At 35.1% G+C, this 25,902-nt stretch carries 27 protein-coding genes and 3 pseudogenes; 14 read left to right on the top strand and 16 right to left on the bottom strand.

Translation table 11 applies throughout. From position 1 onward, the window contains the following. Positions 1 to 24: 24 nt before the first annotated feature. From M014_RS0109155 to M014_RS0109130, 6 genes are all read right to left on the bottom strand, one after another. Positions 25 to 618, bottom strand: a complete 594-nt coding sequence (locus M014_RS0109155; RefSeq protein WP_026591453.1) for a class I SAM-dependent methyltransferase — start codon at positions 616 to 618, stop codon at positions 25 to 27. A gap of 116 nt (positions 619 to 734) precedes the next feature. Then, positions 735 to 2,300 (bottom strand): SagB family peptide dehydrogenase, encoded by a 1,566-nt coding sequence (locus M014_RS0109150; protein WP_026591452.1) that lies wholly within the window; start codon positions 2,298 to 2,300, stop codon positions 735 to 737. Between the two features lie 113 nt (positions 2,301 to 2,413). Next, positions 2,414 to 4,363: a TOMM precursor leader peptide-binding protein gene (locus M014_RS0109145; protein ID WP_026591451.1), complete on the bottom strand. Its 1,950-nt coding sequence runs from the start codon at positions 4,361 to 4,363 to the stop codon at positions 2,414 to 2,416. Next, positions 4,363 to 6,282 carry a putative thiazole-containing bacteriocin maturation protein gene (locus tag M014_RS0109140; RefSeq protein WP_026591450.1) on the bottom strand — a complete coding sequence of 640 codons (1,920 nt, stop codon included), beginning with the start codon at positions 6,280 to 6,282 and terminating at the stop codon, positions 4,363 to 4,365. The genes M014_RS0109145 and M014_RS0109140 overlap by 1 nt, the downstream gene beginning before the upstream one ends. Before the next feature lie 172 nt (positions 6,283 to 6,454). Further along, positions 6,455 to 7,714, bottom strand: coding sequence for a 2-oxoglutarate dehydrogenase complex dihydrolipoyllysine-residue succinyltransferase (gene odhB, locus M014_RS0109135; RefSeq protein WP_026591449.1), 1,260 nt, complete (start codon positions 7,712 to 7,714; stop codon positions 6,455 to 6,457). Positions 7,715 to 7,868: 154 nt separating this feature from the next. Next, positions 7,869 to 10,736 carry a 2-oxoglutarate dehydrogenase E1 component gene (locus M014_RS0109130; RefSeq protein ID WP_026591448.1) on the bottom strand — a complete coding sequence of 956 codons (2,868 nt, stop codon included), beginning with the start codon at positions 10,734 to 10,736 and terminating at the stop codon, positions 7,869 to 7,871. An 895-nt stretch (positions 10,737 to 11,631) separates the two neighbouring features. On the opposite strand from M014_RS0109130, the gene M014_RS30315 reads away from it, so the two are divergent. From M014_RS30315 to M014_RS30020, 5 genes and pseudogenes are all read left to right on the top strand, one after another. Next, positions 11,632 to 11,754: a hypothetical protein gene (locus M014_RS30315; protein WP_255259971.1), complete on the top strand. Its 123-nt coding sequence runs from the start codon at positions 11,632 to 11,634 to the stop codon at positions 11,752 to 11,754. 106 nt (positions 11,755 to 11,860) lie between these two features. Continuing rightward, positions 11,861 to 12,064, top strand: coding sequence for a helix-turn-helix transcriptional regulator (locus M014_RS0109120; RefSeq protein ID WP_026591447.1), 204 nt, complete (start codon positions 11,861 to 11,863; stop codon positions 12,062 to 12,064). 23 nt (positions 12,065 to 12,087) lie between these two features. After that, positions 12,088 to 12,465 carry a hypothetical protein gene (locus tag M014_RS0109115; RefSeq protein ID WP_026591446.1) on the top strand — a complete coding sequence of 126 codons (378 nt, stop codon included), beginning with the start codon at positions 12,088 to 12,090 and terminating at the stop codon, positions 12,463 to 12,465. Between the two features lie 29 nt (positions 12,466 to 12,494). Then, positions 12,495 to 12,677, top strand: coding sequence for a DUF3976 domain-containing protein (locus M014_RS0109110; RefSeq protein ID WP_026591445.1), 183 nt, complete (start codon positions 12,495 to 12,497; stop codon positions 12,675 to 12,677). Between the two features lie 540 nt (positions 12,678 to 13,217). Continuing rightward, a pseudogene (locus M014_RS30020) lies at positions 13,218 to 13,772 on the top strand (glycoside hydrolase family 25 protein); the annotation flags it as partial. A gap of 538 nt (positions 13,773 to 14,310) precedes the next feature. Here M014_RS30020 and M014_RS0109095 read toward each other — a convergent pair. Further along, entirely contained in the window at positions 14,311 to 14,751 is a 441-nt protein-coding gene (locus tag M014_RS0109095) for a hypothetical protein (protein ID WP_026591443.1), read from the bottom strand. A gap of 340 nt (positions 14,752 to 15,091) precedes the next feature. Here M014_RS0109095 and M014_RS0109090 point away from each other — a divergent pair, with 340 nt between their 5' ends. Beyond that, complete coding sequence (locus tag M014_RS0109090; protein ID WP_026591442.1) at positions 15,092 to 15,961, top strand: WXG100 family type VII secretion target; 870 nt, start codon at positions 15,092 to 15,094, stop codon at positions 15,959 to 15,961. A gap of 2 nt (positions 15,962 to 15,963) precedes the next feature. Next, complete coding sequence (locus tag M014_RS26675; protein ID WP_051588564.1) at positions 15,964 to 16,194, top strand: hypothetical protein; 231 nt, start codon at positions 15,964 to 15,966, stop codon at positions 16,192 to 16,194. Positions 16,195 to 16,440: 246 nt separating this feature from the next. Here the strand turns inward: M014_RS26675 and M014_RS0109080 are convergent, their stop codons facing one another. Continuing rightward, positions 16,441 to 16,752: a hypothetical protein gene (locus M014_RS0109080; RefSeq protein WP_231503921.1), complete on the bottom strand. Its 312-nt coding sequence runs from the start codon at positions 16,750 to 16,752 to the stop codon at positions 16,441 to 16,443. 198 nt (positions 16,753 to 16,950) lie between these two features. Beyond that, a complete protein-coding gene (locus M014_RS0109075; protein ID WP_026591440.1) occupies positions 16,951 to 17,208 on the bottom strand; it encodes a hypothetical protein in 258 nt (85 codons plus the stop codon). A gap of 519 nt (positions 17,209 to 17,727) precedes the next feature. Between M014_RS0109075 and M014_RS0109070 the strand changes: the two genes are divergently transcribed. After that, entirely contained in the window at positions 17,728 to 18,228 is a 501-nt protein-coding gene (locus M014_RS0109070) for a hypothetical protein (RefSeq protein ID WP_026591439.1), read from the top strand. A gap of 429 nt (positions 18,229 to 18,657) precedes the next feature. Next, positions 18,658 to 19,008, top strand: coding sequence for a hypothetical protein (locus M014_RS0109055; protein ID WP_026591437.1), 351 nt, complete (start codon positions 18,658 to 18,660; stop codon positions 19,006 to 19,008). Positions 19,009 to 19,138: 130 nt separating this feature from the next. Here M014_RS0109055 and M014_RS0109050 read toward each other — a convergent pair whose 3' ends face one another. Both M014_RS0109050 and M014_RS0109045 read right to left on the bottom strand, forming a co-directional pair. Next, on the bottom strand, positions 19,139 to 19,480 hold the full coding sequence (locus tag M014_RS0109050; protein WP_026591436.1) for a hypothetical protein: 342 nt from the start codon (positions 19,478 to 19,480) through the stop codon (positions 19,139 to 19,141). Positions 19,481 to 19,520: 40 nt separating this feature from the next. Continuing rightward, complete coding sequence (locus M014_RS0109045; protein ID WP_026591435.1) at positions 19,521 to 19,871, bottom strand: hypothetical protein; 351 nt, start codon at positions 19,869 to 19,871, stop codon at positions 19,521 to 19,523. Between the two features lie 30 nt (positions 19,872 to 19,901). Between M014_RS0109045 and M014_RS30015 the strand changes: the two are divergent. Then, positions 19,902 to 20,052: pseudogene (locus tag M014_RS30015) on the top strand (pre-toxin TG domain-containing protein); the annotation flags it as partial. A gap of 500 nt (positions 20,053 to 20,552) precedes the next feature. After that, entirely contained in the window at positions 20,553 to 20,936 is a 384-nt protein-coding gene (locus M014_RS0109035; protein ID WP_026591433.1) for a hypothetical protein, read from the top strand. 216 nt (positions 20,937 to 21,152) lie between these two features. Here M014_RS0109035 and M014_RS0109030 read toward each other — a convergent pair whose 3' ends face one another. The 3 genes and pseudogenes from M014_RS0109030 to M014_RS26665 form a co-directional block, all read right to left on the bottom strand. Next, positions 21,153 to 21,578: an SMI1/KNR4 family protein gene (locus tag M014_RS0109030; protein WP_026591432.1), complete on the bottom strand. Its 426-nt coding sequence runs from the start codon at positions 21,576 to 21,578 to the stop codon at positions 21,153 to 21,155. Between the two features lie 18 nt (positions 21,579 to 21,596). After that, complete coding sequence (locus M014_RS0109025; RefSeq protein WP_231503920.1) at positions 21,597 to 21,857, bottom strand: hypothetical protein; 261 nt, start codon at positions 21,855 to 21,857, stop codon at positions 21,597 to 21,599. A 53-nt stretch (positions 21,858 to 21,910) separates the two neighbouring features. Continuing rightward, positions 21,911 to 22,537: pseudogene (locus M014_RS26665) on the bottom strand (WXG100 family type VII secretion target); the annotation flags it as partial. Between the two features lie 276 nt (positions 22,538 to 22,813). Between M014_RS26665 and M014_RS30310 the strand changes: the two are divergent. The 3 genes from M014_RS30310 (at position 22,814) to M014_RS0109005 (ending at position 24,872) form a co-directional block, all read left to right on the top strand. Beyond that, a complete protein-coding gene (locus M014_RS30310; protein ID WP_269321433.1) occupies positions 22,814 to 22,945 on the top strand; it encodes a hypothetical protein in 132 nt (43 codons plus the stop codon). A gap of 21 nt (positions 22,946 to 22,966) precedes the next feature. Further along, positions 22,967 to 23,224, top strand: coding sequence for a hypothetical protein (locus M014_RS0109010; protein ID WP_026591430.1), 258 nt, complete (start codon positions 22,967 to 22,969; stop codon positions 23,222 to 23,224). Between the two features lie 625 nt (positions 23,225 to 23,849). Beyond that, positions 23,850 to 24,872 (top strand): N-acetylmuramoyl-L-alanine amidase, encoded by a 1,023-nt coding sequence (locus tag M014_RS0109005; RefSeq protein ID WP_442852732.1) that lies wholly within the window; start codon positions 23,850 to 23,852, stop codon positions 24,870 to 24,872. A 45-nt stretch (positions 24,873 to 24,917) separates the two neighbouring features. Here the strand turns inward: M014_RS0109005 and M014_RS0109000 are convergent, their stop codons facing one another. Both M014_RS0109000 and M014_RS0108995 read right to left on the bottom strand, forming a co-directional pair. Then, positions 24,918 to 25,448, bottom strand: coding sequence for a hypothetical protein (locus tag M014_RS0109000; RefSeq protein ID WP_026591428.1), 531 nt, complete (start codon positions 25,446 to 25,448; stop codon positions 24,918 to 24,920). An 83-nt stretch (positions 25,449 to 25,531) separates the two neighbouring features. Next, on the bottom strand, positions 25,532 to 25,867 hold the full coding sequence (locus tag M014_RS0108995) for a hypothetical protein (protein ID WP_026591427.1): 336 nt from the start codon (positions 25,865 to 25,867) through the stop codon (positions 25,532 to 25,534). Positions 25,868 to 25,902: the final 35 nt, after the last annotated feature.

Below are 25,902 nucleotides of genomic sequence, written 5' to 3'. Positions count from 1 at the left end.
CAGACCTTAGAAGGTCTGCTTTTTCTATGATTTGCTCCCCACTATACAAAGGCATCCTTTTTCTTCGTAACATTTCACATGTTGAAAACCAGTTTTACTGAAAAGGTCTACTAATTCTTCTGTTGTCTTAAATTTTTGCATATGATAATTGATTTTGAAGGTTTCAGCGACAATCATAAAGGAACCATTCGGTTTTAAAACTCGAAATACTTCTTTTATATCATTCTCTAAATCAGGCCAAAAATAATGTGTTTGAAAGGCCGTGATGAGATTGAAAAACTCATTATGATAAGGAATAGAAGATACGCTTGCTTTACGAATAATGACCTTTTCATTTTTCACATCTTTTATATTGGATTTTATTGAATTTTCTACTGCTTTTTCTGAATAATCAATGCCGTATATTTTTCCTGAGGTATTTATTTTAGACAGTGTATGTATGGTTCGGCCGCCTCCGCAACCAATATCGAGTATGATTGAATCTTTGGGGATATTTATTTTCTGTAATGCCCAATTTGTTAATCTAACGTGCGCTGTATTCATAATACAAAGCATGGAAGAACCGATAGAACCTCTAGGGTTTTTAGCTTGTTCAATTAACTTTTGTAATACACTCAATCTGACCTCTCCTTTTATATAAATTACCTAAATTTGTATATTCGCTTTGAGCAATTCTAATCCCTTTAAAAAACACGCCCTTTGCTAGCACATTGTACTGAGCGAAGGGCGTGTTTTTAGCTATGCAAATATCCTTTTAACCAAGTGCGATGGCGATAAGGACCAACTGGAATTTGAATAAGGGTCGTTTCTCTTTTTGTATCAAATTCATACAGTTTGTCACATAAGTTTGCATCAAATCCTAAGAGCGGATGTCCTCCCATATCCATAGCTGAGGCTGCTAAGACGAGCTTTTGAACGAGCATTCCAGCTTCCATTTGTTGAATTCGATATCCTCTGTAACCTAAATCGTTTTTTAAATAATCTTTAGTTCCTATTACATGTAAACAGAGTGGTACTTGAAAGAGATTTACATTGTCCATTGTCATACCGGATTGTAAAGGGTGACGTAGATCTCCAGTTTGAATTTGTTCTAATGCATGAGCATTACTGTCATAGGAATAGGCACCATTTGGCACACCTTCTACATTATAAAAGCATCCGTACAGTGATAATCGCGATTTTGTTTTTATATGTTCTCCATCTAAATCATTTTGATAAGGAAAGGAAAGGGTTGCTTCATGAAGCAAAGTAGCTAGTTGTGTAGCGCTTATTTTCCTTAAGACAAAATCGATATCAGGTGAATAACGTTTTTGACAAACAGTTGCGAAATCATATGATAATGGCTCTACCATGGGGAGTTTCAAAGTTTGTGTGTAATGTGGAACGATTGTCTCTTCAGTTATAGTTCGAAATAGGTCTGTTGAATCTAACATAGATGCTGCATTCATTCTTGTTATGAGAGAGTAATCAGTAAAGTTCTTTGATCGAACAAAGTGTTCATGCTCTAAAACGGGAAGCTGTTGTAAGAGTTCATCAGAAGTGAAATTTGTACTTGTATTACTTTGATAAAACCATTCTTCTGTAGGCTGGGTAGATAACGGAATAACTGCATACACACTTTCTTCTTGTTCACATAGTCCAAGTAAATGATTGATAGCCCGATCTAGAAATTGAAAATATACACCCGATGTATAGCCAAATTGCTTAGAGACTTCTAGTAATTGACCGACGAGGACACCAGTATCGAGACCTTGGAGGCGATACGAAAAATTATTATATTTAAAGAAGTTTTTCCAAAACATTGTTGATACGAAAGCGGTGCCGAAACAAGAAGAGAGGTTGCAGCGATTTCCAAGTGCTTCTGTGAGATAAGAGTCAAAATTCCCTTCACGTAGTAATACGAGACGATGATGCGCTACGTCATAATGGTAAATTCCATGCGGATAATGAATTGTTTTTAAATACAAATATAATTCATTTGGATATAAAGCTCCTCCAGAAGGAATAAATCTTCGGTATATATTTGTTGTTGATTGTTCTTCTAAGCCGAGGGAAGGCTGGCAAAATTGAGTTAGGCCAAATGTATACCAAAGGCAATGCCCAATTTGTTCTATGGTAGGTTCATTAGATAGCTTTTGATCTCGTAATGTTAGAGGTACCTCTAGAGAAAGAGGAATGACAGGTAGATTACGGTATAGCTTATAGGGAAGGGGGGCATCAGCCCAGTTGATGTCCTTGTCCTCGGGCATGACTTCATCAATTGAAAAATGTAAATGGTGTAGAAATGTTTCTAGTTGCATCAACAAGCCTCCTTATCAAGCAATAATCCCCCACATTAAAAATCAGCAAAAGCAAAGAAGAGAGGTGGGGGAGGAAGAAAAACTACTGATTCAAGCGCTACTTTACTGTTTCTTTATGGAAATGGATGCGGATGTGGATTTAGTTGTTCTAATGTAAGTGGTTCACTTGTATATCCAAGTTGCATTGGTACGGTAAGTGCTCTTTGGAGTCCTGTTGTACGAGTAAGTTGATGACCAAATGTCATTGGCAACATACCAGGAATTAATACTTTCACACAAGATAATCCGTTTTTCTGTATGAGAGGAACAGTTTGGTCAATGACAATTACTTCAAGCCCTGAGTGATGTAGTAGATCTAGAAGATGGCGAAGGTCTGAAGTTATATCCCGATCAATCGCTTTTAGCTGATCCATTTCTTTAAATGTTCGCACAGCTCGATTGTCATTTAGTAAAAATTGAAGGCGTTCTTCAGCTTCTGGTAAGCCATATACCATACTATGATCTTCCATTTGGGTAACGAGATAGGGATCGCGTAAACATTGTTCATATTTTTGTTTGTTTGCTTCAAGTTTCTCATCCAGTATAAGCAACATACCTGCTAATTCATGAATAGCACTTTTAACAGCTCGCAGCGGTTCTATATGAGCACCACCTGCACAGACGAGGTTCATTCCACCCTTTTTTGTATTTTTTGCAATTGCCCATATACTTGGAATACCATGCTCCATCGTTGCATCAAAAACATGTAAATCATAACCTGTAATGGTCCGCATTCGTTCAATCATCAATTGTAATTCCACATCGCCTGCGGAAGCTAGATCAAGGCGGGGGAGTGGCAATTGTGCATACCACGTTAGCAAGAAAGCGTCGCGTTCGACTATTTCTAAAATGCCATGGAAAATCGCTTCTTCTAAACTACCTCCAATTGCACAGCCGTTTGAAGTTTCATAAACAAAAGCGTCCCTGTGCCCTAGGCTATAATATGCAATTGATTCCGGAACTAAGATGGGACGGTTTTGTGATAAAGAATAACCCCATACCCAATCTTGAGAATAATCGGGATCAAATGGTCTGAATGGAAAATTCTCTTTTTCATAGTGTTCATCTGTATGTACACCAATTGTAAGAGGATTGATGGCTTTATCTTCTAATTCTCGATAGCTGCCATGAACATTTGTCCGCTTCCCGCGAGGGGCCATTCCGCAGTATCTCTCTAGTCCTTCTAAAATCGCAGTTGCCTCGCTTATCCTGAATGAATGTGTTCGACCTGCAACTCCTTCGTTACCAAAAAGTAATGGCATATTTACAATAACATCAGCGAATGGTAATAAGGAATGCTGCATCTTTCCATTCAAAAGTCCTGTTCGATAATCTAAATAATCTTTCGTTAAAAACGTATTTAAATCTTCAATAGAACGACATCGGTAGCTTTCAGTACTCGTTTTAAAGCTCGGTTGCAGAGATAGATAAGCAGAAGCTTCAGTGTCATCAGGTATTGTGCTACACACCGGACATACAGGATCAGGAAGAAACGAATGACGTGAACATTGAAGAGTTTGCATGTTAAGTAAAATCACTTCTTCAGCTAAAGAAGTACCCCCTTTTGTTACTATCTTTTCTGTTTCAGCATGAATAAGGTGACACATTTGTAGTAATGCACTTTGCGTTGCGCATATATCTCGTTGCACGGCAGCATCCTTTTTTAAGGAGTATTGCCGCTGTAACTCCCACATTTCTTTTTGATCAAAACCAGCTATAAACCGTCTTGCATCAGCACAATGAGAACATCCTGCTGCATGTGGCTGAACATAAGGGCCAATGATCCCTTCGCCAAATGAAGTAAAACCTCTTAGCCAAGGAATGTTAGCGGATCGAAACATTTCTTCAGCTTTATGATGGATAGAGGAAGGAGAACCATCATGTAGTACGAGAGCAAGTTTAATGTTTTCAGGGAGGGGTTCTTCAAGTGTGTTTTGATGAATGATAGAGTAGTGACCAGATAATTGCTGATTTACATAGCTTGCAAGTAGGCCATCTCCTACAATTAGTATTTGACGCTCCATCAGTCCACCTCCTCTTTTATTACCACACCAACTACACCACCTAATCCTTCTTTTAAAAATGGTTCAATTGCTAGGTCGAGGACGTAGGGATAAAGATTATGTTCCTTTAAATTCTGTAAAGCGAGTTGTAAGGATTCTAATGGTGGAATTTGTTCTTCTTTTTGTACTTCAATTCTAAACGACTCAGCATCGTGTAAAAGAATAGATGATTCCGATAATATATTAGAGTTATAGGGGATTTCGTAGTTTTGTGTATGAAGAAGTGCTTGTTGTAATGCGTCTCTTAGAGCTAGTGTTATATTTAAGTTCGCGCTACCATACCACTGATTGTGTATACGGGCCCAAACAACCGGAAAACCTAGTACATTTTCACCAATCCCTATCTTTGGTTCCCCGTGTATCACGGAGAGTGCACGTAAATAAAATTGGCAGTGGTTGTCATGAATTTCTGTTACTTGTAGTGGCACAATTTCTTCTGTTTGACTTAACTTCCTCGCTTGTAATGTGTGGGTTAAATGATTTTGTAGCGCACGATACACACCTTCTAACATCGTTTCCCCAGCTCCGATTCCAATGAATTCATCTTGGTCAGGAATAAGGAAATTAACCATTTGAGTTACATATGTTTCAATTCCAGTTAGACCTGCCACGCGGCGTGCTTCATCATGAGTTAATCCGCCACAAATAATAGTAGGGAGGAGGGAAGTAGGTCCTTCTGATAAGGGATTGGCAACTTGAACATAGCACTGGGACAACGGTAATTGGTTGAGATCTTGTTCATCCCATATGTGAAAAACACCAGCTTTATTTGAGGTTAACTGGTCAAAAAAACGAAAAAGCTCATTTGAATGTTTTTGATCTGCATGTCGTTTTAAAGTGTCATCAAGGTCTTGTATTAATTCTATCGTAAAATTTTCAGGGGCTATAAGCGGGTGCTTCATAAATGGATGCCAATTTCCTTCGAGCGTTTCAAAATCTAATAGAAAGAAGTGCTTCTTTGTCTTCCTATTTGAGGAATCTGTAACATGTTTGAATAACTCAAAAACAATTGTATTGGCTAACATAGCACAAGCAATTGGAGAGACGGGATCTGGTGTTTGATCTTTTTGAATAGCAGTTTCATGTATACGGTGCCATGCGGATTCCCAGCATTCTTCAGAGTCAGAAGTAATGACAGGACCAGCTAAGCCTACATGCTGTAAACATAAAGCAGGAAGAAAGTTTTTCTTCTCTTCTCTACAAATCGCATGTATGGCCCTAAGTTTTTCGATATTGCCATTTTGAGATACATATAGAATCCAATCAAATGGATGAAAAACTTCCTGTAAAGAATAATTTCTCGTTGTATCTATTTCTTGAACAAGTACATCTGCATCAGTAGCATGTGCTTGTTGTACAAGTTCATTTAGCCGCGAGAGATTTGTTGCATCAGGATCGGTAATTAGGTAATGAAATTCAGGTAGACCAGATTCAAGTAAAGAAGAAATTAATGAAGTGAAAATAGGTCCAGAGCCAATCGCCAACACTTTAGATTGGCGATACATTTGAAACTTTAGAGGACCTGAGTGAGAGTAAGCCTCTAAAAATTCAATTTGCGGTTCGTATCTCTCAAGTAATGCATTTTCTAATTGGTGAGGGGCATCTTGATTCAGATCTCGAACAAAACCATTTTTGTGCAAAAGTTCTCCAATTTCAAACACTCTATTTTGATAAGGGAGGGGAAGCCCATTTGTTAGCTCTTCTAAAGTGTGTTCTCCATTAAACATAGGCATTAATTTTTCAATCCATTCATAGATTCCATTACCTTGTATCCGGAACGAACTGGAGTTATTTCGAAAATAAACACCCCCATTGGAATCGGGGAGAAAAAAGGTATCCTTGTTCATTTTTAGCTTTGTGGAAGCTTGCAGCGTACTCATTCTATTCCTCCTTATCAGTAAATTCTAAACACACATTATCAGTGTATGTACCGTGATTTGTCCCTTATGAGTTATTTTGATTATTCACTATATAAATCACTGTTATATAAAAAAGGCTACACGAAAGAATACATTGATTCTTTCGTGTAGCCAGTATGATTTAGAAAGTCTATCAACCTTCTAATAATAATGATTTTGGATCTTCAAGCATTTCTTTAACAGCAACTAGGAAGCTAACTGCTTCTTTACCATCGACGATACGGTGGTCGTAAGATAGTGCAATGTACATCATTGGACGGTTTTCCATGCGTTCTGCATCGATTGCAACTGGTCTTACTTGAATTTTATGCATTCCAAGAATACCTACTTGTGGGCTGTTTAGGATTGGTGTTGACATAAGGGAGCCGAACACACCACCGTTTGTAATTGTAAATGTACCACCTTGTAGTTCTTTTAATGTAAGTTTGTTGTCGCGTGCTTTTTTACCTAGTTCACGAATTTCGCTTTCGATTTCAGCGAAGTTTAATTGGTTTGCATCACGTACAACTGGAACAACTAATCCATCTGGAGCTGCTACAGCGATTCCGATGTCATAGAATTTTTTAATGATAAGCTCGTCACCTTGAATTTCAGCATTTAACAATGGGAATTGTTTTAATGCTGCCACAACAGCCTTTGTGAAGAATGACATAAAGCCAAGACGAACATCATGTTTTTTCTCGAACGCGTCTTTACGTTCTTTACGTAATTCCATAACTGCAGTCATATCAACTTCGTTAAATGTTGTTAACATTGCAGATGTTTGCTGAACTTCTACAAGACGTTTTGCAATTGTTTGACGGCGGCGGGACATTTTTACGCGCTCAACTGGCTTTTCAAATTCAGTAGTTACTGCTGGTTTTGGACTTGTTTTTTCTTGTTTTGGCTCTGCTTTTGGTGCAGCAGCATGTGCTTGTACATCATGTGGTCTCACGCGGCCAAGTGGATCAGTGCTGCGTACTTCATTTAAGTCGATTCCTAATTCACGCGCCATTTTTCTAGCAGCAGGTGATGCGATAGGACGATCTGTATTTGGAAGACCTTGTAAAGCTGTTTTAGTTGGTGCAGCACTTGGAGCCTCAGCTTTAGGTGCTTCAGTAACTTCTTGTTTTGGTTGTTCTGCTGCTGGAGCAGGTGCTGATGTACTTACTGCAACGCCGTTTGCATCTAAAATTGCAATTACGTCACCAACTTCAACTGTATCTCCAGGCTCTCCTAGTAGTTGTGATACAATACCTGAATCTTCTGCAATGATTTCTACATTGACTTTATCTGTCTCAAGCTCAACAACGCTGCCACCTTTCTCAACTTTGTCGCCTACATTGATAAGCCATTGTGAGATAGTTCCTTCTGAAATAGATTCTGCAAGCTCAGGTACTTTAATTTCGATCATTTTAAATGTCCTCCCCTTATTTGCCTAACGGTGTGTTTTGTCTTCTTTTCTCTTCGGTAATCTCAATGCTTCAAGCCTGATTGGGCAGAAATTCTTTACAACTTAGTAGGTAAGGAACTCTGCCCAAATGAGCTTGAGTAAATCACTTTCGTTTTTAGTTGCTATAAACTTCTATTTCTTGTTTGTCTTGACGGAAGTTGTACTTTGTGTCTAATGCATGTGCAACGATAAGTTCTTGTTCCGCTTTGTGTGCATGTGGATCGCCGCCTGATGGACTTGAGCGATCTGGACGTCCAATGTAGCCTGTTTTTACTTTATCGCCAGCAAGTTCAAACAGAATTGGAGCCATGTAATGCCATGCACCCATGTTTCGTGGTTCTTCTTGTACCCAAATAATTTCTTCTAAGTTTTTAAAGCGTTTCATGATAGATTGAACTTTTTCAGCAGGGAATGGGTACAATTGCTCAATGCGAACAATATGAACTTCATCTAAATTGTACTCATGTTTACCTGATTCAACCTCTGCTGCTATATCAATTGCCATCTTACCAGTTGTTAAAACAAGACGTTTTACTTTATTTGGTTTTGTACCAAGGTTTTCTTGCTCTAGAGCCATTTGGAAACGACCTTCGCTTAATTCTTTTCCAGATGAAGTAGTAAGCGGATGACGTAATAAGCTCTTTGGCGTCATAATGACTAATGGTCGAACAGCTTCTGTACCAAGGATTGATGCTTGACGGCGTAAAATATGGAAGTATTGTGCCGCACTTGTTAAGTTTGCAACAGTCCAGTTGTTTTCAGCAGCTAGTTGCAAGAAACGTTCTGGACGTGCACTAGAGTGCTCTGGTCCTTGACCTTCATAACCATGAGGCAGAAGAAGAATTAGACCCGATTTTTGTCCCCATTTCGCTCTTCCTGCTGAAACATATTGATCAAATAATGCTTGCGCAGTATTTGAGAAATCACCATATTGTGCTTCCCACATAACTAAAGTTTCTGGAGCGAACACATTATAACCGTATTCATAACCGACAACAGCAGCCTCAGATAACGGACTGTTATGAACAGAGAATGATGCATTAATATTCGGTAAACGATGAAGTGGTGAATATGTTTCGTTTGTTTCTGTATCATGTAATACGATATGACGGTGTGCGAACGTACCACGTTGTGAATCTTGACCAGTTAAACGAATTGGCGTACCTTCTTGTAAAATGGTAGCGAATGCTAACGATTCAGCAAGAGCCCATTCCACTTTACCGCCATCTTCAAGAGCATCTTTACGACGTTCAAGAATTTTCTTTACTTTAGGATATACATTAAAGCCTTCTGGCCATTGTAATAGTCCTTCGTTTAATGCACGTAAAGTTTCAATTGGAAGACCTGTATCAATTGGTTGAATACCTCTTGCAACTACGTCTGGAACTTTAACGTGTATTGCTGCATCACTAGTATCAGCAGGTGGTACTTCCGCATACTCAGCTTTCAATTGTTCTTGCACAAACTGTGTAATTGTTTCGACTTCATCAGCATTTAAAACACCATCAGTTTGCAGTTGCTCTGCATAGATTGCTCTAACTGTCGGATGGTTTTTAATTTTTTTATAAACTTGTGGTTGTGTAACTGCTGGGTCATCCATTTCATTATGGCCGTAACGACGGTAACCGATTAAATCGATTAAGAAGTCTTTTTTGAACAGCATACGATATTGAATTGCAAGGTCAGCAGCTGCAAGACAAGCTTCTGGATCGTCAGCATTTACATGGACGATTGGAATATCGAAACCTTTTGCAAGGTCGCTTGAATATTTTGTAGAACGAGAATCATAGCTATCTGTTGTAAAGCCAACTGAGTTATTTGCAATAATATGAATTGTTCCACCAGTTTGGTATGCGTTTAGTCTGCTTAAGTTTAATGTTTCAGACACGATACCTTGACCAGGGAATGCAGCGTCACCATGAACTAAAATTACGAATGATTTCGAAGTATCTTGTTCAGGATGACCAGCTTTTTTACGATTTTCTTGAGCTGCACGTGCATAACCTTCCACAACAGGGTTAACAAATTCAAGATGGCTTGGGTTGTTCGCTAACGTTACACGTGTTTGAGCATCTTCAGCCCCAACAACTTGCTCTCTACCTAAATGGTATTTCACGTCGCCAGTCCAGCCAGCATTACTATTTACACCTTCTATAGTTGCATGTTTGAATTCTGCAAACATGTGACTATATGGTTTTTCTAGTACGTGAGCGAGTACGCTAAGGCGCCCGCGGTGAGCCATACCAATCATAACGTCACTTACGCCGCCCTTAGCACCTTCAGAAATAATTTCATCTAGTACAGGTACAAGCATATCAACGCCTTCAATAGAGAAGCGTTTTTGACCTACAAATGTTTTATGCAAGAATTGCTCAAAACCTTCAACAGCTGTTAAACGTTTTAAAAGAGCAGTTCGTTTTTTATTTGGTAGTGGTTGACGCAAGGAATTTGATTCCACCATTTGATGCAACCACGCACGTTCTTCACTATCTTGTATATGAGAAAATTCATAGGCTAAAGATTTTGTATAAACATCTTTTAATCTATTAATTACATCAAGAGCTGTGTGAATACCAATTGGTGCATCTGGCCATACTGTTTTTGCTGGAATCGCTTTCAAATCTGCATCGCTTAATTCGCTCATTACTTTCTCGATGAGAGATTGTCCGTTTGTTAGCTCTTCCATTGGATTAATATGAGCCAATGTATGACCGAATGAACGGATATTCTCAACAAGTTGAACGACTTTAAGAATCTTTTCAATGTTTCCTGTGTTTTGAGGAGAAAAATTTATTTCTGTGTTGTCCCCTGTTACGACATCTGCTTGGAATGTAGGAGCCCCAAAAGTTTCAAAAAGCTCTTGTAATTCCGGATCAACTGAACCTTCATTAGTCACGTAACGATCATACTGTTCAATAACATAGCCAAGGTTCGGACCATGGAATTTGGCCCAAGGGTTTGTCGATGTATTCTTCCTCGTCATTTGTTTAAACCTCCCAATGCATGTAATCCTTTTTTCATAATGTGAAAGAATGCATTTTGCTCTTTTCATAATTGATGAACCAGTAATGAATGTAAATGTTATCTTTACTCTTATGTTATTACAATAATTTACATAATACCAAACATTATTACTTATCCGTTTTGTAAAAAAACATTCACAATTACTTATCACCCAAGTTAATCTTTCATGTTATAAATTAATTTTAAGGAAAAAATAGGTGATTTCATCTGGTACATCAGTATTTAAAACAAAATCTTCCAGATGAAAGTATAGGATAAATTGAAAGAATGTTTCGACAAAAATGATTTGATTTATGTATATTAAAATAATAAGCGCTTTCAAGAATATTATACAACAATATAATGGAATATAGTATAAAAAATAAAAAATTATGAATTTATCGTAAACTTTGTTTCGATAGTGTTAAATATTGAAAGGAAAAAAGAAGTATTTGCTTATAATTGGTGATTGTCATTTGAAAATGGTTCATAAATCGTTAGTTTTTGCAAATATAACTGAAAATTGCTCGAAAATGATAGCCGGCTTCATCTCTATAGGAGAAGAAGTGTAATATTTTAAAAAGATAAAGTGCTTATAACAATATTAATTTTTCCTAATGATAGCCGATTGATATAGCAAATTTCTTTATGTAGATTAAGTAATAAGGAAGTGAGATATTATAACAGAATCGTTTAGAGTGTTCTTATTTGTTATGACTCTCCATTTTTATACTATTCAACAATTGTTTAAAATGAAAAGTGGATAAAAATGGGCAGGAAAGAAATAAGGGATCAATATGAGAACTAGATGAAGGGGATTTACGAAAGTATGAATGCTGTGTTCCTTTTGCGTAGAGATACATAGGAGCTGTGAAATGAAAAGGGAAACAGATAATGGGAATTTTGGTGTTCATGTCATTCGGCTGATAGTATTTTCAATGGTTCTATCGATAGTTGGTTTAGTTCTATGCATTCGTTATAAAAATCATCTTGATTAGAAATAAAAGATGGGAGTAGGGAGCTTTGAGGAGTTTATGTAAAGTAAACTTGACGTAAAGGTTGCTTTACATTTATACTCTGTGTAAGGAGGAGGGGAATATTTCCTTGGAAAACAAAATGGTAGAATACAGAAAAAAGTTTGGCCTGTCACAAGAGAAGTTAGCTGAAAAACTTGGCGTTTCTAGACAAACTATTATTTCAATTGAAAAAGGAAAATATGATCCATCACTTCCTTTAGCATTTGAAATTGCGAACACATTTCAGACAACGATAGAAAATGTATTTATTTATGAAGGGAAAGAGAACTAAATCTACATAGGGGGGAAAGAAAGATGAACTACTCACAAAAATATTTTTTGATTATGGGGATTATCTTTTCTGTTATGAGTGGATTTATGCTATTTATAGGTATAATGGCGCATTCTTCACCACCGTCACAAACGTACACATTACTAGCGATGACAGTCATGTGCTTTTGCTTAAGTTATCTCCATCCACAATTTAAGGAGAAAGATGAAAGGATGAAGTTAATTCGGCAAAAAGGAATGTTCTATTCTTATTTTGCGTTGTTAGCGTATTATATTCTATTTTCAATCGGATTAAATTTAAAGATCATTACATTGTCTGCTGCAGAACTGCTTAACATTTTAGCAGCATTAACAATTTGTACGGTCTTTATTTCATTCGTTATTTTGTCTAAAAAATATTAAAGCTGAAATGAGAAAGGTGAATGAGATAGATGCAAAGTATATTTGCTTTTGGGATCGGGCTGCTTTTATTTTTAGCAGTGTACTTATTTATTCGTAAGGATATACAAGGGAATACATTGACCAAGAGAGGTTTCTATAAGTTGATGGGGTGTTTAGTAGTCATGCTTATAGCAATTGTCGTAATGATTGTCTTGGTGAGTAAACAATTATAAAAAAGTATAGAATAAAGCCCTGTTTTTGTTTAAGTGTCAAAAGTAGGGTTTTTATTTTTCTTTAACATGGGGAGTACATACTTTGGTAGATAAGAAACAAACTACTACCATAGTGAACGAGATGGCAGACGGAGATACTGGTGGTTGATCTCTTGAATGGAAAAACAAATGGGAACAAGGAAAAATCCTTGTTTTATTTTTTTGGACAGAATTATTAAGTAGAATATTAATAAATGAAGATGTTTGAAGGTGGTACTAAACTCTTTTCTTCCTTATTAGTCTATGCGATAGATATAAATATGCTTGGACAACGAGAAAAAGGAGTTTGATTTGATAAAGTTTGTATGAGTTCGCAACCGAAAAATATAGGTTGCGTTTTTTTATTACTATGATTTTTAGTTGGAAAATTAGATTAATAGAAAAGGAAAGCCCATTAGATCAATTTGCACTTTATATATTATTTGTTGGTACTGCAATAGGCATTTGGTCTGACCATGAGACAAGCTCTGAATATGATAATAATAAAGGAGATGTTGAATAATGGGGTATATCGTCGATATTTCGAAATGGAATGGTGATATTAATTGGGGAGTAGCAGCCCCGCAGCTTGACTTAGTGATTGCTAGAGTGCAAGATGGATCAAACTATATAGACCCAATGTATCAATCATATGTGTCTTCAATGAAAGCATATAATGTTCCGTTCGGAAACTACGCTTTTTGTAGATTTGTTTCCGAAAATGATGCAAGAGTAGAAGCAAGAGATTTTTGGAATCGTGGTGACAAAAATGCATTGTTTTGGGTAGCTGATGTTGAAGTGAAAACAATGGAAGATATGAGTGCAGGAACACAAGCTTTCATTGATGAGTTACGCATACTCGGTGCTCAAAAAGTAGGGTTATATGCGGGACATCATGTGTACAGCCCATTTGGTATGGAAAAAGTAAATGTTGATTTCGTATGGATCCCGCGTTATGGGGATATCAAACCAGCGTACCCATGTGATATGTGGCAATATACTGACGCAGGGAATATATCTGGTATTGGCAAATGTGATTTAAATCGTTTAATTGGAGATAAGCCTTTATCATGGTTTTTCGGAGATAATGAGCCTGCACTAGGGTTTCTTCCTCCTGATTGGAAAACGAATAATTTAGGTTCTATCACTGTAACAGTAGCTATAGCGAACATTCGTGAGGCGCCATCCCTACAAGCAAAAGTTGTACGTCAAGCGACAAAAGATTCTGGACATGTATACCTAGATTGGTTTTATGATGGTTCTCATTTTTGGTATAAAGTAGCTGAAGAAAACTGGATGCGCGATGACGTATGTAAAATCAATAAAGATGGCAAAACAAAAGGAGTCGTTTGGATTTCAGGAACGAACATCAATCTTCGTAAAGGAGCGTCCAGAAATGACCAAGTTGTAGGAAAAGCGAATAGTGGAACTTGGGACGTTCATTTTAGATACGAAGATTGGATTTACGTATACAAAGATGGCATTGAAGGATGGATGTATTTTGATGAATCCTATGTGAAATGGATTAGATAAAGTGAAACTTTAATCAGTGGAGGGCTTCATCCCCCCACTGATTATTATTTGAACCAGTTTGTTCTGCTGCACAAATGCATTTTTACAAGTTAAGCTTCTCGATAGTTAATGATGCAGCATTAATTTTGTGCCCGTTTAGAATGGGGAGTAACACATCTGTAGTTGATCCTATATTTCGAAGTTGTAGTGTTGAGCATTTGGGAATATGGATAATAGCCTGTCCAGAAAGCATCAGACTCGCTCCAGTCACTTGTCTTTGTATACCATAATTAGTAAGTCGCCCACTTACTAAAGAATCATTTAAAATTAAACCATATATTGAAGTAGAAGCAGGACCATCAATTAATAATAGATATTCGACTTTATAGTCGCTTGATTTAGGTATTATTAGGGTGTCACTAGGTGGGGTAAACTCTATACGATTTAATGGACCATTTCTATTAAATTCTATGTTTGCACCTGGTTTAATTTCTATAGGATTGTTACCTACAAGTGTAACGTAACCATAAGCTGGTTTCGACATTATTATGCATCTCCTTATTTATTATTCTTATCATTGTATGCGATCAAGTTAAAAATGATTGAATGTTAGTCTAGTAAAAATGAATTATGTATCCCCTATCTATGAGTGAGCATTATAAATAGACGTATAAATCATTCAAAGTACAGTGAGTAATACGCGTTTGTTTCAGACTTGTTCCTTTTAAACGATTTGAAGACAAACAAAAAACGCCTGTAGCGAAGCAGTCTGCTAACTGCGAACTATTTTTTGTAAAATTTCTATAAGTATGAAAAATGTTGTTCTGTGTAATTACTTCCTCATGGTAAAATATTCTATATAAATATTTAAAAGCGGAATGATTATGGGGAATATTAAAGTTACTCCTGAAGAGTTGCGCAAGGTTGCATGGTCTATTCGATCAACAATCACCAATGTAGCGGCAACACAAGAGCGACTAAAGAAAGATATTGATATGCTTTGTAATGCTTGGATGGGTGCAACCTATATGAAATTTAATACAGATTTTCGAGATTACTCTTTAAGAATGGCTCGATTTACAATCATATTAGAACCGCTGGAGAAGTTTCTTCTTGATTCTGCTAATAAATTTGAACAGGTAGATAACATGGATGTTGCTATTGCAATGGCTTCTGGTATTTTAACAGGAAAACCATTTAAAGGGGATGTTGAAACCCTTACAGGTTCCACAAAAGTAAATACAGAGGATCGCTATCGTATTAAATTAGGAGGATCGTTGTTAGAGGGAGAATATGAACTTTCTGAGAATAGTAAGCTGGGATTCAAAGCTGGGCATGCAGAAATAGAGGTAGGAGCTCCTTACAAATTCAATACGATAAAAGAAGATTTATTAACGGGAAAGATTATTGGAGCAAAAGGTGGAATTACAGCATTTGAAGATGGTCTTTCTTTTAAAAATCCTTATGTTTCAGAAATATCAGTAACACAAAAATTCATAGATGCTTCAGTCGCATATGGAATTGAGGAGTATACGTTTAAACAAGATGCAGAGGTGACAATACAAAAATATGAAGCAAAGCTAGACAGAATTGACCTACCTGATTTTATTCAATTTTTTAAGGATTACGATCTTGAAGTTTGTGCTGAATTTGGACTAGGTACATTCGGTGGTAAATTCCATGGGGGTCAAGAAGTTGGTGTGTATATTGGTGGTGGTTTATTTGCTAAATTTGTTAAGCAAGGAGAAGAATAGTTGTGTTTAAACAAGCAAGAATTATTAAAATTTTTGGTTTTTCAGCCTTACTTATATTTAGTTTGTTTGCTCCTTATGGATGGGGAAAAAAATTGGCACTTATTGCTTTTGTACTTATAATAGCCTTTTTATCTTTTGGTACAACAAACTTATTGGAATCTATAACTCATAAATTTAAAAAGGATCGAGATAAGTATTTTAATTGTTTTAGGATATTTTTATCCCATATTTAAAGGCGGACTAAAGTTCTGTATGGGCTTTCCCGTATCGCGAAATCTGTTACTGTGATATCGATATTTTCTTGTTCTTTAAAATATTGGATCGCTATTTTTTTAGCTTTAGACGCTATTTGTTCTTTTTCTTAATTATCTTTGTAATCCATATATTTATAGCATCCTAATAGTATGACTGAAATAATAAGGATAATTACTATCGATTTTCTATTCAAGTAAAGTCCTTCATACTTATTTATTTTTTTCTTAATCCGTATCGTAACCTATACTTTCTACTTTATAAGTATCTCTATAGTTTATATCTGCAGATACTCTACGTGTTGCATTATGAGTAACATACCCATATACAAAAACTACTCCAAAGTCTGAAGGAGCAAATTGAAAATCTGTTACTGTAATGTCCAGATTTTTATCCTCTTTAAAATATTGAATTGCAATCTGTTTAGCTTTTTCTTTTATTACTTCTTCATCATCATTTTTCTTATAATACATATATTTATATCTTCCTATAACAATTGAAATTATTATAATTGCAATAATCGGAATTTTTTTCTTCAAGATATCCCCTCCAGAATAAACTATATAAGTAGAATAAACTATTTAGGAGTGAGAGAATAGGGAAAACGTAAGATACCAGGGTTAATGTGTAATTTCGAAAGGAAATATGTATGGTAAGTGATGTTAACTCAATAGCATAATGAAAAAGAAACCAGCTCGTTATTTGAGTCGGCTTTGTTTATATACTTGTTGGTTTTGCTATACCCCGTATGTCATTTCATCCAAAAATTCCCCACCATTTCTAAGACATATTACTATCCTAGAAATTGCACAATTAAAATAATGCTTTCTTGTTCCGATGGATTCTTCTGGAACAGGTTCTAAATCATAAAACATTTCCTCTTTTTTATGAAAATACATTTTCCCAACTTTTTCTGATGATTCTGATGGATAATATTGATATACAACTATTTCTTCATCTTCAAATTCTTTATTCATTGTTATATGGATTGCCATAGTTTATCTCCTCCATTTCAATTCTTCATCTATATTGAGTACTTTCCAAGGGCAATCTGATCTTAAAGTTGCATTGTGTGCTGTTTTATAATCTGTTTTAAAAATCCCTTCAAATCGAGATTCAAAATATTCCTGTTCTAAAATTATGTAGGAAAGGGAAGAGGTAGTAAATATAAAAATGGAACTACTAGTTACGTTTTATAGAGATAATGATTTAGCAAAAAAGGGGGCTAAAGAGGTAATGATGAGCAGGCAAAATATTTCTTAAATCACAGAGGAAGTAATGCAGAGATAGTTGAGTTTGATATACCTAAATGGTTAGATGATTTTATAAATGAATATGCAATACCTCAAAAAGGATATAAATCAAATTCACTAAATCAAGGAGGTACTGCACCGAAAATAGTTGACGCAACAATGCCAGAAAATTCTTATGAATTGCCAGTGCCTCGGATTGAATGAATAGAATAATACGCCCAAAATGGTAGGATTACAAAGTAATAATAAAAGGAGGATATTATGATGTTAGAACCACTTTATGCAGAAAATATTGTAGTGGCAGTCATCTATAATAATGAATTTAAATGGTATGTAACAGATAAAGAATTATGGTTTTTAGATTATAATAAGCTAAATAATGCATATAAAAATTTAGGCGTAAGCATTGAAGATAATGACGAAGCTGAAGAAAGAAATGGAATGAAAGTATTAGATAATGAAAATGTAGAATTGTTTTTACCAAGGATTAATAAATATATAACAACTAAAGAGGAATTAAATTATTTATTACTTGAAAATATTAAAAGTAAAATTGAAGGAGAAGATTTATTAGATTTTAGTCCGGTATTATTAATTAACTTTGATGATAAAAAACTATATTCAATGTTTCCAGAGCCAGCATCATATGAAGAATATGTACCAAAAGATTGGAATGGTAAATATGAAAATTTTACTGAGTTAATACCTAAATTAGAGAAATATTGGATAGATGAGTTTAATAATAATCTATTATTACTATAATTTAAAAGAGATAAGGATAGTGAGGGAATGAGTAATGAAAATGTAATAACTATATTAAATGAGGAATTTGAAAATGATAAAACTGGTGAAAAGGTTCATGTGAATTGATATGAGATAGAGGGTATAATTGTTTATTTTGATTGTAAAGCAATTGAAAGAACAGGAGATTATAGAATGTAAGGCCCAGACGAAGTTTATCTATATTCTTTATCTGGGTTTTGTCTATGTATTTGATATTATAGAGGGTGAAAATGTTATTAGAGAAAAAGGTCAATTTGCAATATTAATAACCTATATGACCAACTGTATAATCATTACTGTAATCTATACTTGTAGAAAGCTCCTTCTTTTTGTCATCAGATACATAAATCCTACTACCCGAGATATCTGGAGAAAATTTTATTTTTAGTATAAAGGAGTACAATAGTAATGAAATATCCATATAGTTTTGAAGTACTTAAAAATAGAAAATTAGTTATGAGGCTTCCTCAAGAAATTAAACTTGTTGAAACTTTTTTAGGCGTTGAAGTTTCTGCGTTTGGAGATTGGATTTTAGAGGAAATACATAGTGTTTTAAACAGGGAAAAAGATTGCATAGTAGTAAATGGCAACATTTGTGGTATAGAAATTCGAAAAGATACAACTACTGTTCTAGACAATTTGGCCGAAGATGGTAAGGGAGAATTTTGTGAGATAGAAACGATTGAATTAGTAGACTTAATTCATATTTGGCTAGATAAACAAAAAGAATATAAAAAAGGGAAAAATAAAGAATTGTAATAATTTAAGTGGCTGACTTCTACATGAAGTCGGCTTTATCTATTATTTCACATACCTCCCATTATCTTACGTTTTAAAGTCGTTTTCTCTAGGGAAAACGACTTTAAAATACGAAATAATAGGTTTTCTTTTACGCTTCTATATCTTTTCCCTCTGTTACCACTTTATCTCTCCACAATACAAGTAGTTTTCTAAATTCAGAGGTCTCAATTTTACACTGGTTATTTGGGGGATTCATAAAAAAGTTAATAGCACTTGTATAATTAGGTTCGATGTAGACAGCTGCCACGTTTCCCTCAATTTCATATTGTAGGAATTTTTTGTCTACTACATCATCTAAAATCTGTATATATTCATCCGCCTCATCATCTGAAATATCTTCTAAAAAATGAGAAATAATGGAAATCCCTTTTGGCAAACGTATTCTTAAACCGCCAAGTCCATCACGACAAAATTCATATGTATATTTCATTTTTTCCCTCCTTGTATAAACAGGATACGCGGTTATTATCTCATTGTCTTCTATAATCATTTCTACTTGCTACCTTAACAACTTTACTTACTCCTTTATCTCCTAGAACACCCAAAGCTAATTGAGTCAATCCGTATGTAAAGAATTTTGTAAGGCTTTCTGCATCGCCGTTGACAACATCTTTATCCCAAGATTCAGAGACTGCCTGCCCCATCCCTTTTAGTGTGTCGATAGGATGCAACAGAGAATTGCCGAGGTTTTCCCATGTTTCTGCATCACCTAAAGATTTAAAACCGTCTACTGTATCGCTTACAGTTTCACCAGCACCAGACCAATCTCTATCTATTATTTTCTCAAATGTAGATTTTTCTTTTGGGTTTTCTTGCTTCACTGCATCGCTAGCATTTGAAAGTGGGCCACACGTCGTGCCTGGGATGGTGTTGGTCCATCTAATGGAGAAAAGCTATCAACTTGGGAAAGATTTTTAGATGGAGGAATGGTAGTAGCTGGTTTTATCCCTTTTGGAAAGATAGCGAAAGTCGGTAAGGGCGTGAAAATGACTGCAAAAGTGGCTGAGGTGGCTGATACAGCTACAAAGGCAGAAAAAATAGGCACTGGGCAAAAAATTAATCAAAGCTTAACAAGAGAAATGATTATTGAACAGTTAGATGGAGTTACTAATCAGTCTACAAAAATTGCAGAAGGTTTACGAAATGGAGATATTAAATTAAATGTTCTTGGCGATGAATTATTTGATATGTATACTGGTGCTACAGATGCTAAGGAAATTCAAGTTGGAAATCAAATGTAAGTAAGAAGTAGTTCACAACCCATTGTAAGTGATATAGTTCATGAAGGCACACACATTATAGACTATAACAACAAATTTGGGATGTCCGGTGTTTCATCCTGGTCTTGGGAAAAGAGAGCGTATTACTATGAGCGGCAATTTCAAATAAACTCAGGATTAAAATCAAATTTTAATAATTTAAATGACATATAAGTACACATTTGGAGTAATTACAAAAATCAAATATATGATTCTTATTAATAAAATAAGAGGAGGTTTGTAATGGATAATTTTATCAAAGATATAGTAACATACACTAAAACAGGAAATTCAAATATTCTTTTAACCAACTATTCATCAGAAATTGTGAATACATTAAGTTTTAATACTGCAATTATTGATGTATTGAGCTGGTTAAAGCTAGGTTATAAGAGAGAACAGTGGATGAAAGATAAAAAGTATATGAAACATAAACCATTAAAAATAAATATGGACCATACTTGGTGTGAAATTTTAAAAGAACTAGTAGAAAACGATGACCGATTTTCCAATTATTTCACAATTAATGATACAGCTTTTGATTTTAAGGAAACCATATCAGAAGAAATACGATTAGAATCTAGAAAAACAGCTTTTAATTTGTATAATCCTCAAATGAGAAAATAAATTGATGTTTTGTTAGATTCTGAAGACAAGGAAAAGATATTTTAAAACACAAGATAAAGTGTTGACCGCCAGAAAACATATAGAAGTAGATTAAAATAAAGCCGCCTTTAACTGAAGTGCACCCCGATTGTTAGACACAGTCTAACAATCGGGGTGCACTTCCAATTCGTGAGGTATTTGAGTAGTAACCTTAAATAAGTCCATTTCAACCAGATTTTAAGCTAAAAAATTTGATAAATCCTCTATCCATGCTTTAAAGCTATCACAATAGTCTTCGAATCTGCCTTTATCATCATAGTAATAATACACCTTCGATTCTAATCTATGTAAGCAAAAATAATCGCCATTTCCAATACCATAGAATGGGAGCATATTTGAATTCCAATTACCATTACTCATTTCATAATTATATACCTCTTCGAGTGTATCATTTCCATTTGTTTTACCTTTTGACATATTATAAATATCACCTGGAAATGACCAGAATGTCATCAACTCAATAAAATATTTAAATTCATTACTAAACGAGCAATTAAATTTATCACTTAATTCTTTCCATTCTTTATCTGTTGGCTTGTCTAATACCTCGGTTTCTCTTTCTAGAATATTTGATAATATAGACTCTACTTCACTATAATTCATTTGTTTTCACCTCTATTTTTAATTGTAAATACCTTCTCCTGGTAAAACATACTCACTACCATGTTTTTTCCAATGTTCCCGTATTTCCTTGGCTCTTTCTGCTGAAGTAAGTTCAGATGGTTTTGTGTGCCTTGTATGATTACCACCACGCCTATGTGTATATTCTTCTAAATCATCCAATATTCCATCATTTTTTGTTGACCTTTGATCTCTATGATGTGCCTCTATATTTCTATCTCCATGTGTAGCTTTAGTTGTTGGACCTTTACCTTTTCTCATTCTCTCAACTTCTTCTATTGTTTTAGGCTCATACCTTACAGGTGGTACCGTAAAGTCTGGATTTTTTGAAGAGTATCCTGAGCATTTTGAATTGATTTATGCCAAACATATCCACCATGTGTAACAGCACCAATACCAGCCGCTGTAGCAACTGCATCTAATGGAAGAACAATTGGTGATGCTAACCCGCCACTTTCTACTTCTGCGACGAAGGTTAAGAAATTAGCCCCGCCTATGACTGAAATGCCTTCAAAAATTTCTACAATAGATCCTATCGTTGATATAACGTGTCCAGTCAACCTTACAGCTTGATAAGTTGCCTTGCTTTCTAAATTATCATTATCAGGTGGTGTTAGTCCAATATAGTCTTCTGCTACTGCACTGCCAGCGCCTTGTATAAAGTCCCGAGCACTTTCATAAATATCTTCGACACCATGTTTAAACTTATCCAGTAAAGATTCATCTTTTTTCTCACTATTTAATGGACCGCACATTGCCCCTTTTTCAATATTATCATCCGAAATCTTTCCGTCATAATTCTCATCCGCATTGCGGAATTTTTCAGCAGCTTTTTCAAGTTCTTCAGCAACGTCATAAAATGCCATTAAAACAGTGAACATTTTTGGCTTTGCGTCATTAAAATCTTGATAAAAACGTTGACTCGTTGCACCACTCCACATTGAAGATATATATATGGTAGTATTTCTGTAGATGAATGGTTAAGACGAGATGCCCATGCTGTCAAAACGTATGAAGAAATTAGAAACTCCTCTTCAGACGTTCAGTCCATAGCTAAAAATACAGGAATTCACGAAATACATGTAAGCAGGGCTAAAGAACATGTATTTGTCAAAAAACATGCTTTAGGAGAGCAAGGATATAATAGGTTTGATCCCGATTATCCAATAGCTCAAGGGTGGGAGCGTCTTGAAAGCGGTAATTTCTTAAAAGAAGACATGGATTTACTTCGTCATGAAATTTTTGAATCAAGATTTGAAGGTATTTTTAAAACAGATTACAAAACAGCACATAACGCAACTGTAAGATCAGGTCGCCCTTGGGAAATACCTGAAATTGATAAAGAATAAAAACAATAAAGGAGATAAATTATGGCAATTCATATTACAATGAATAAAGAATTTGAAGACGAGGAAATAGTTGTATATCAATTTTATCCCTCAGAATATCCAGGTAAAGTTGGAAAAATGTATTTTCATAAAAAAGATCAAATGTTTCATGAAATAGATCCAGTTCCGGTAAAATCAGCTGCAACAAGTGAACATTACTTTCATTGTGCATGTAGCAGAATAATGAAATGTATCAAGAGTGGTGGAGAATTCTTGGAAGAGATGACGTACGGAGTATAGTCAAACAAACGAACATATTAAAAAGCCAGCTCAAATAAAGAGCCGGTTTCTTTTCATTATGTTATTGAGTTGACATCACTTACCATAATACCGTACATATTCCCTTTCAAATTTACTCTTTAAAGTTCATTTCCCTAGATAATTATCAGCCAAATTAAGTACGTATATTCGTGGCAATGTAAATACACAGAAGAGAATTATAACGTAAGAAACACAACGAATACACTGGCGATTTCTGAAAACCTCCCCCTCGATAGATTCACTTTTGTGTATAACGAATCAGACCTGTATCTTAAACAAGAAAAGCAAATTAGAATACCTTTAGATCACTTATGTAGTGACCTAGAAGGTATTCTAATTTGCTTTTTATTACTCGTAGGTTACACACATTCGTAGGTAATGCTCGAAGGTGTGCTAAATAGGTAAACCCCAATCTCGATGCGATCTTTTTTAGCTAAACTTATATCAAAACTATATGGAGTAGTAGTAGCCACGTGTTGTCTCAATCCGAGATATCCTAGCTCTGTAGCATACGCATAGTCATTCCTTAGAGCCTACTCCAAGATTACATAAAACGATGCTGATGTAAAATGAAACAAACATTAAAGGGGTATCATCGGTTTTATTGGCTATTGTTTTAGTATTATCGATTGCAACAAGTGCATTTGCTGACAGAACGCTTATTATTCCCGATTTACCGAAACAACCATATCGTTATGGTGTTGGTGCTTATGAAGGTGTTGTTGCTCACAGTACAGCAACTCCAGAAGCTCCAGCTATTAATATTCAAAAATACGAGTCTCGTACATGGCGTTCAGCATTCGTTCATTATGCAGTCGATTGGAATGAAACAATTCAAATTGCTGATACAAAATACATCGCTTATGGTGCTGGACCAGGTGCAAATAAACGTTTTGTACATGTTGAGCTTTGCGAAACACGAGATTATGATAAATTTAAGCGCTCATATGAGAAGTACGTTAAATTATTAGCTAAAATCTTAAAAGATAACAATCTATCTGTAGAAAAAGGATTGTGGACTCACTATGATGTAACGAAGTATCTTGGCGGTACAGATCATAAAGATCCACTTGATTATTTACGTAGTCATGGTGTATCAGAAGATCAATTCCGTGCTGATGTACAACGCGCATACAATAATTCTAGTGTTGAAGTTTCTGTTCCAAAGCAACCATCCAAGCCAGGTGAACCAATTACTAATGTGGAAGGCATTGCATATATTGAGGGTTATAATGTAAATCTTTGTAAAGGACCAGGTGCAAGTTATTCTGTTATTCGTCAGTTAAACAAACCAGAATCCTATAAAGTATGGGGAGAAAAAGACGGATGGTTAAATCTTGGTGGGAATCAGTGGGTATATAACAATCCTTCTTACATCAAATTTGAGAAGAAAGAACCAGTTAATCCGATTGCAGGAAAACGTGTTGTGTCTAAAGTGGACAATCTACGTTTCTATGATTCTCCATCTTGGCAAGATAAAGATGTTGCTGGTACTTTAGATGTAGGATTAGGATTTGCAATCGATGAAAAAGTAACTGTCAATGGATCATCACAATACAAAGTACACAATTCAAAAGGCAACACGTTCTACATCACCGCAAGCAATTCCTATGTTAACGTACGCTAACGCAAAAGAAACCGGCTCTTAATTGAGTCGGCTTTTTTAAGGATATTAGTTAGCTAATCTAGTATTTCCAGGTGTGTATTTAAATATTTTTTCTCTTCTTTCCTCAAATTCATCATCCCAAATACATTTCACTGTAACGAATTGGCTACTAATAAGGTTAGACCTAAGTTCAAATGTAACTGCTAAACCTGTACTAATTTCAGTTGGAACAAAATTTGTATTCGAATCAGTTAATTTTAGTCCATCAAAGGAATAACTAGTCGGATATGAATCTCCTGGTACTATATCATTCTTTTGTATTTTTTCTAATTCTTTATCATTGATAGTGATTCGAAAGTTTTTTGCATCGGAGTTTCCTATATTACTTATTTCTATTAATTTAATACCGTCTAAACTACTATTTCCTCCTACCTCTTGCCAAACTATATTAGCTTTCTTTTTATCATCTTGCTCATGTTTAAATTTCTTCTTGTTAATGTTAGTATTCTGCCAATTAAAAAATAATGCTAAACAAGATAAAATCAAACTAATAACACTAATAACACCAGTCCAGTTATTTATTAAAAAATCCTTCAAAAGAAACATCCTTTCTGCAAAAAAATAACACTATTATAATGTAACAGTTAAAAAATTACTTTTGTAAGTCAGCTTTTTTTTATTTACTTCAAATCAGATATCTTTCTAACTTGTTTTTCCTTCTTTTTAAAATCCTTCTTGTATTGCTTAAATTCTTGTTTGGTTACCATAAACTTTTCCCCAGTAGCTACATTTTGAACTAAACAATTTTTAGTAACGGCTTCTTTTATTAAAAAATAAAATCCATATAAACCAAGTGATAATCCGATTGTTGGAATCAATAAAATAAATGCAATAATACCTAACCACATGTCTAAATGAGTATTAACTCTTTTTAACACTAAACGTTTACCTGTTGCAGCCTGAGCTTGTTCCAATTGTTGCATACGTTGTAGCGATGCGACCGTATCATAACTCATGAAAAGACCTCCTTGAATTAATACCTAAATCATAC

Source organism: Bacillus sp. UNC437CL72CviS29 (assembly GCF_000482345.1).
Taxonomy (GTDB): domain Bacteria; phylum Bacillota; class Bacilli; order Bacillales; family Bacillaceae_G; genus Bacillus_A; species Bacillus_A arachidis.
Note: the sequence above shows the minus strand (reverse complement) of the source record. Positions and strands in the feature narration are given on the sequence as shown.

Bases quoted from the DNA above. Each gene is read 5' to 3' on its own strand.
- M014_RS0109150 (WP_026591452.1), bottom strand. From the start codon at position 2,300: ATGCAACTAGAAACATTTCTACACCATTTACATTTTTCAATTGATGAA.
- M014_RS0109030 (WP_026591432.1), bottom strand. From the start codon at position 21,578: ATGAATTATAGTGAAGTAGAGTCTATATTATCAAATATTCTAGAAAGA.
- M014_RS30310 (WP_269321433.1), top strand. From the start codon at position 22,814: ATGGATTTACTTCGTCATGAAATTTTTGAATCAAGATTTGAAGGTATT.
- M014_RS0109130 (WP_026591448.1), bottom strand. From the start codon at position 10,736: ATGACGAGGAAGAATACATCGACAAACCCTTGGGCCAAATTCCATGGT.
- M014_RS0109110 (WP_026591445.1), top strand. From the start codon at position 12,495: ATGCAAAGTATATTTGCTTTTGGGATCGGGCTGCTTTTATTTTTAGCA.
- M014_RS0109035 (WP_026591433.1), top strand. From the start codon at position 20,553: ATGGATAATTTTATCAAAGATATAGTAACATACACTAAAACAGGAAAT.
- M014_RS0109145 (WP_026591451.1), bottom strand. From the start codon at position 4,363: ATGGAGCGTCAAATACTAATTGTAGGAGATGGCCTACTTGCAAGCTAT.
- M014_RS0109090 (WP_026591442.1), top strand. From the start codon at position 15,092: ATGGGGAATATTAAAGTTACTCCTGAAGAGTTGCGCAAGGTTGCATGG.
- M014_RS0109010 (WP_026591430.1), top strand. From the start codon at position 22,967: ATGGCAATTCATATTACAATGAATAAAGAATTTGAAGACGAGGAAATA.
- M014_RS30315 (WP_255259971.1), top strand. From the start codon at position 11,632: ATGAAAAGGGAAACAGATAATGGGAATTTTGGTGTTCATGTCATTCGG.
- M014_RS0109115 (WP_026591446.1), top strand. From the start codon at position 12,088: ATGAACTACTCACAAAAATATTTTTTGATTATGGGGATTATCTTTTCT.
- M014_RS0109070 (WP_026591439.1), top strand. From the start codon at position 17,728: ATGATGTTAGAACCACTTTATGCAGAAAATATTGTAGTGGCAGTCATC.
- M014_RS0109055 (WP_026591437.1), top strand. From the start codon at position 18,658: ATGAAATATCCATATAGTTTTGAAGTACTTAAAAATAGAAAATTAGTT.
- M014_RS0109075 (WP_026591440.1), bottom strand. From the start codon at position 17,208: ATGGCAATCCATATAACAATGAATAAAGAATTTGAAGATGAAGAAATA.
- M014_RS0109050 (WP_026591436.1), bottom strand. From the start codon at position 19,480: ATGAAATATACATATGAATTTTGTCGTGATGGACTTGGCGGTTTAAGA.
- odhB (WP_026591449.1), bottom strand. From the start codon at position 7,714: ATGATCGAAATTAAAGTACCTGAGCTTGCAGAATCTATTTCAGAAGGA.
- M014_RS0109025 (WP_231503920.1), bottom strand. From the start codon at position 21,857: ATGAGAAAAGGTAAAGGTCCAACAACTAAAGCTACACATGGAGATAGA.
- M014_RS0108995 (WP_026591427.1), bottom strand. From the start codon at position 25,867: ATGAGTTATGATACGGTCGCATCGCTACAACGTATGCAACAATTGGAA.
- M014_RS0109095 (WP_026591443.1), bottom strand. From the start codon at position 14,751: ATGTCGAAACCAGCTTATGGTTACGTTACACTTGTAGGTAACAATCCT.
- M014_RS0109140 (WP_026591450.1), bottom strand. From the start codon at position 6,282: ATGAGTACGCTGCAAGCTTCCACAAAGCTAAAAATGAACAAGGATACC.